Consider the following 3,419-nt stretch of genomic DNA (forward strand, 5'->3'; position numbering starts at 1 on the left):
GGTACCGCGCCGACCGCCATTGGCACACCTGGGCCCAGCTGATAGTTTCGCGCCGTACAGCAAGGCGCTCGACGCGGGGTGAGGGGGAATCCATCGCGATGGCACTGATATCCGTCAACGGAATTCGCATCAATTACGAGGACCACGGTTCGGGCGAACCCATAGTAATGATCATGGGCACCGGAGGCGGCGGCCGCGCGTGGCGGCTGCACCAGGTGCCCGCGCTGACCGCCGCCGGCTACCGGGTCGTCACCTTCGACAACCGCGGCATCCCGCCGACCGACGAATGCGCCGGCGGATTCACCATCGACGACATGGTGGCCGACACGGCGGGGCTCATCGAAGCACTCGGCCTCGGCCCCTCCCGCGTCGTCGGAACATCACTCGGCGGCTACATCGCCCAGGAACTCGCCCTGTCCCGGCCAGATTTGGTGCGGCAGGCGGTGCTGATGGCCACCCGCGGCCGGGTGGACGCCATGGGCCGGGCGCTCGCCACGGCGGAGGCCGAGCTATACGACTCGGGGCTGGAGCTGCCGCCCCGCTACGCCGCGGTCGTACGGGCCCAGCAGAACCTCTCCCCGCGCACCCTGGAACACGACGAGCAGGCGCGGGACTGGCTCGACCTCTTCGAGATGGTGGTCCAGGACGGGCCGGGCACCCGCGTCCAGATGGACATCGCGCCGCCCGCGGACCGGCTGCGCGCCTACCGGCGGATCACCGTGCCCAGCCATGTCATCGCGTTCGCCGACGATGTGATCACCCCCGCGAAGCTGGGCCGGGAGGTCGCCGACGCCATTCCGGGCGCGACCTTCGACGAGATCGCCGACTGCGGCCACTACGGCTATCTGGAGGACCCCGCGGCCGTCAACAAGGCCATGGTCGAGTTCTTCCGCCGGCCCGCGCAGCGGTAGGGGCACGCATCTACGTGCTGCGGCCCACCGGCCCGGAGAGCACCGGTGGGCCGCATACGCGCGTGCCGCGGGCCGGCCCGCGCCGGGCAGGGTCAGCCGTCGGACGGCGTGCGGTTGAAGCCGCGTACCGCCAGGAACACCATGACGACCAGCAGTGCGAGCGTCGCGCCCACCGCCGCGTACACGGAGTCGCCGATCGGCCAGCCCAGCGCCACCCGGCGGGCGGCGTTCACCACGTACGTCAGAGGGTTCGCCTTGGCCACGAACTGGAGCCAGCCGGGCAGCACATGGGTCGGCACGAACGCGCTCGACGCGAAGGTCAGGGGGAACATCGCCAGCGGCCCGATCCCCGCGACGACCTCCTTGTTGCGCAGCCACGACCCCAGCGCCAGGAACCCCCAGACCACCGCCCAGGTGACGAACAGCGTCAGCAGCACCCCCACCGCGAGCCCGAGCACACCGCCCCGAGGATGCGAGTCGAGCAGCAGCAGAGCCGTCGCCAGCAACACCGTGAGCTGCGCCGCGACCCGCACCAGATAGTCCAGACTGCGGGCCACCAGCACCGAGGACATCCGGATCGGCATCGACCGGAACCGGGACAGCACACCGTTCTCCATGTCGAACAGCAGGCTGTAGCCGGCCCCCGTCGCCGTGCCGGTGGCCGTCGTGATGAGGATGCCGGGGAGGAGGTAGTCGATGTACGCGACGCCCGGCGGGAAGTTCTTCGGGTTCGACATGCTGCCGAACACCTGACTCATGATCAGCAGCAGGATCAGCGGCTGGACCAGCTCGAACAGCAACAGCCGCCGGTTGTTGACGAAGGCGCGTAGGGAGCGGCCGGCCAGCACGCCGATCTGGGTGAGGCGGCTGCTGGCCGGCCAGCCGGGCGCGGAGGACACCCGCACCGGAGGCGCGGCGGGGCTGATGGCCGGGGTAGTCATCACAACTCCTGATACGGGGTCAGTTGGCGAGAGCGGTCGGCCGGCCGGCCCGGACGGTCCGGTGGGTGAGCGCGAGATACACGTCGTCCAGCGTCGGCTCGGTCAGGGAGAACCCGGTGACGTCCAACCGGTCCTGGTCCAGGGCGCGGACGACGGTGGCCAGATCCGCCGAGGTCTCGGCCGGGGCGCTGATCGAGCCGGTGACCGCGTCCTGAGCGGGCGTCAGACCGGCCCGGCCGAGCGCCCGCATGACGGCGCCGGAGTCCGCCGGGTCGGCCGGCACGATGTGCACCGCGCGGCTGCCGACCTGCGACTTGAGCTGCGCGCTGGTCCCGGACGCCATCACCGTGCCGTCGGCGAGCACGGTGATGGCCCCGGCCAGCCGGTCCGCCTCGTCGAGGTACTGGGTCGTCAGCAGCACGGCCGCGCCCTCGCGGACGATGCCCTCGACCACCTCCCACAGCGCCAGCCGGCTGCTCGGGTCGAGCCCCGTCGTCGGCTCGTCCAGGAAGACCACATCGGGCCGGCCGACCAGGCTGGTGGCCAGGTCCAGCCGCCTGCGCATGCCGCCGGAGTACGTACGCGACGGCCGGTGCGCGGCCTTGGTGAGGTCGAAGATCTCCAGCAGCTCGTGCGCGCGGGCCCGCGCCTGGCGGCGGCTCGCGCCGAGCAGCCGGGCGATGAGGATGAGGTTGTCGGTGCCGGACAGGTTCTCGTCGACCGCGGCGTACTGCCCGGTGAGCCCGATGCGGCCGCGCACCTCGTGGCTCTGGCCGACCACGTCGTAGCCGGCGATGCGCGCCGCGCCGCGGTCGGGCGGCAGCACCGTGCAGAGAATATTGATCAGCGTGGTCTTTCCGGCGCCATTGTGCCCCAGCAGTCCGTGCACCGTGCCCGCGTGCACCGAAATATCCACGGATGAGAGTGCGGCGACCTGTCCGAAGCTCTTTCCGATTCCGATTGCCTCGATCATCGGCCCATGCATCTATTACCCCCATGTGCAACGCGTGACCGATGACGAGTTGTCATATCGGCGCGCACGGCACGCTACGGCGACCATTTATGCAGTGTCAAAGATTCCCGCCCGGAACATGAACACCGCGGGTGCACATCGCGGGTGAACACAGCCGATGAACGCCGCCGATGAACATCCGGCGGGGGAGTGGGTCCGCCCGGTGTCCGGATAGCGAGATCCGCGCCACACCGGCCGCCCCGGACCGTCGCCCCGGGACAAGCGGAATGAGCGAATCATCTCCGCTCCGCCGGCCCCACCGGCCGCTTCCGGGATTGGCCGCGCCCATTCCCAGCGGCCCGCCGGACGACGGGGCGCGTCCCCGGCGACGGCCGTGCGCGCGGCCCGTGTTGGCCAATCCGCGCACGGCCGGAATAAGATCCGCTGTAGCCCCGCGTATCCGGCAGTGCCGGTGCACGCCGTGTCCAGGTGTGGCCGATACTTCGCGATGGCATTTCATCCCAGATTTTACGGAGTGAATTACTCATGTATCGGACCATGATGAAGTCCAAGATCCATCGGGCGACCGTCACCCAGGCGGACCTGCACTACGTC

Annotated in this window: 4 protein-coding genes; 2 read left to right on the plus strand and 2 right to left on the minus strand. The window is 70.1% G+C overall.

Features of this window, described 5'->3' with window-relative positions; translation table 11 throughout:
• Positions 1-98 precede the first annotated feature (98 nt).
• Positions 99-911, plus strand: coding sequence for an alpha/beta fold hydrolase (locus tag ACFU99_RS38000; protein ID WP_384401573.1), 813 nt, complete (start codon positions 99-101; stop codon positions 909-911).
• Positions 912-1,003: 92 nt separating this feature from the next.
• Here ACFU99_RS38000 and ACFU99_RS38005 read toward each other — a convergent pair whose 3' ends face one another.
• Positions 1,004-1,852, minus strand: a complete 849-nt coding sequence (locus ACFU99_RS38005) for an ABC transporter permease (RefSeq protein ID WP_384401568.1) — start codon at positions 1,850-1,852, stop codon at positions 1,004-1,006.
• Between the two features lie 19 nt (positions 1,853-1,871).
• Positions 1,872-2,825 (minus strand): ATP-binding cassette domain-containing protein, encoded by a 954-nt coding sequence (locus tag ACFU99_RS38010; protein ID WP_384401570.1) that lies wholly within the window; start codon positions 2,823-2,825, stop codon positions 1,872-1,874.
• Positions 2,826-3,350: 525 nt separating this feature from the next.
• Here ACFU99_RS38010 and ACFU99_RS38015 point away from each other — a divergent pair.
• Positions 3,351-3,419 (plus strand): aspartate 1-decarboxylase (locus ACFU99_RS38015; RefSeq protein WP_384401576.1); only part of this gene is annotated, 69 nt, incomplete at its 3' end.

The sequence above is a fragment of the Streptomyces sp. NPDC057654 genome (assembly GCF_042800135.1).
Lineage (GTDB): Bacteria > Actinomycetota > Actinomycetes > Streptomycetales > Streptomycetaceae > Streptomyces.

Excerpts from the sequence above, each read along its gene's own strand:
- ACFU99_RS38000 (WP_384401573.1), top strand. The coding sequence starts at position 99 with ATGGCACTGATATCCGTCAACGGAATTCGCATCAATTACGAGGACCAC.
- ACFU99_RS38005 (WP_384401568.1), bottom strand. The coding sequence starts at position 1,852 with ATGACTACCCCGGCCATCAGCCCCGCCGCGCCTCCGGTGCGGGTGTCC.
- ACFU99_RS38010 (WP_384401570.1), bottom strand. The coding sequence starts at position 2,825 with ATGATCGAGGCAATCGGAATCGGAAAGAGCTTCGGACAGGTCGCCGCA.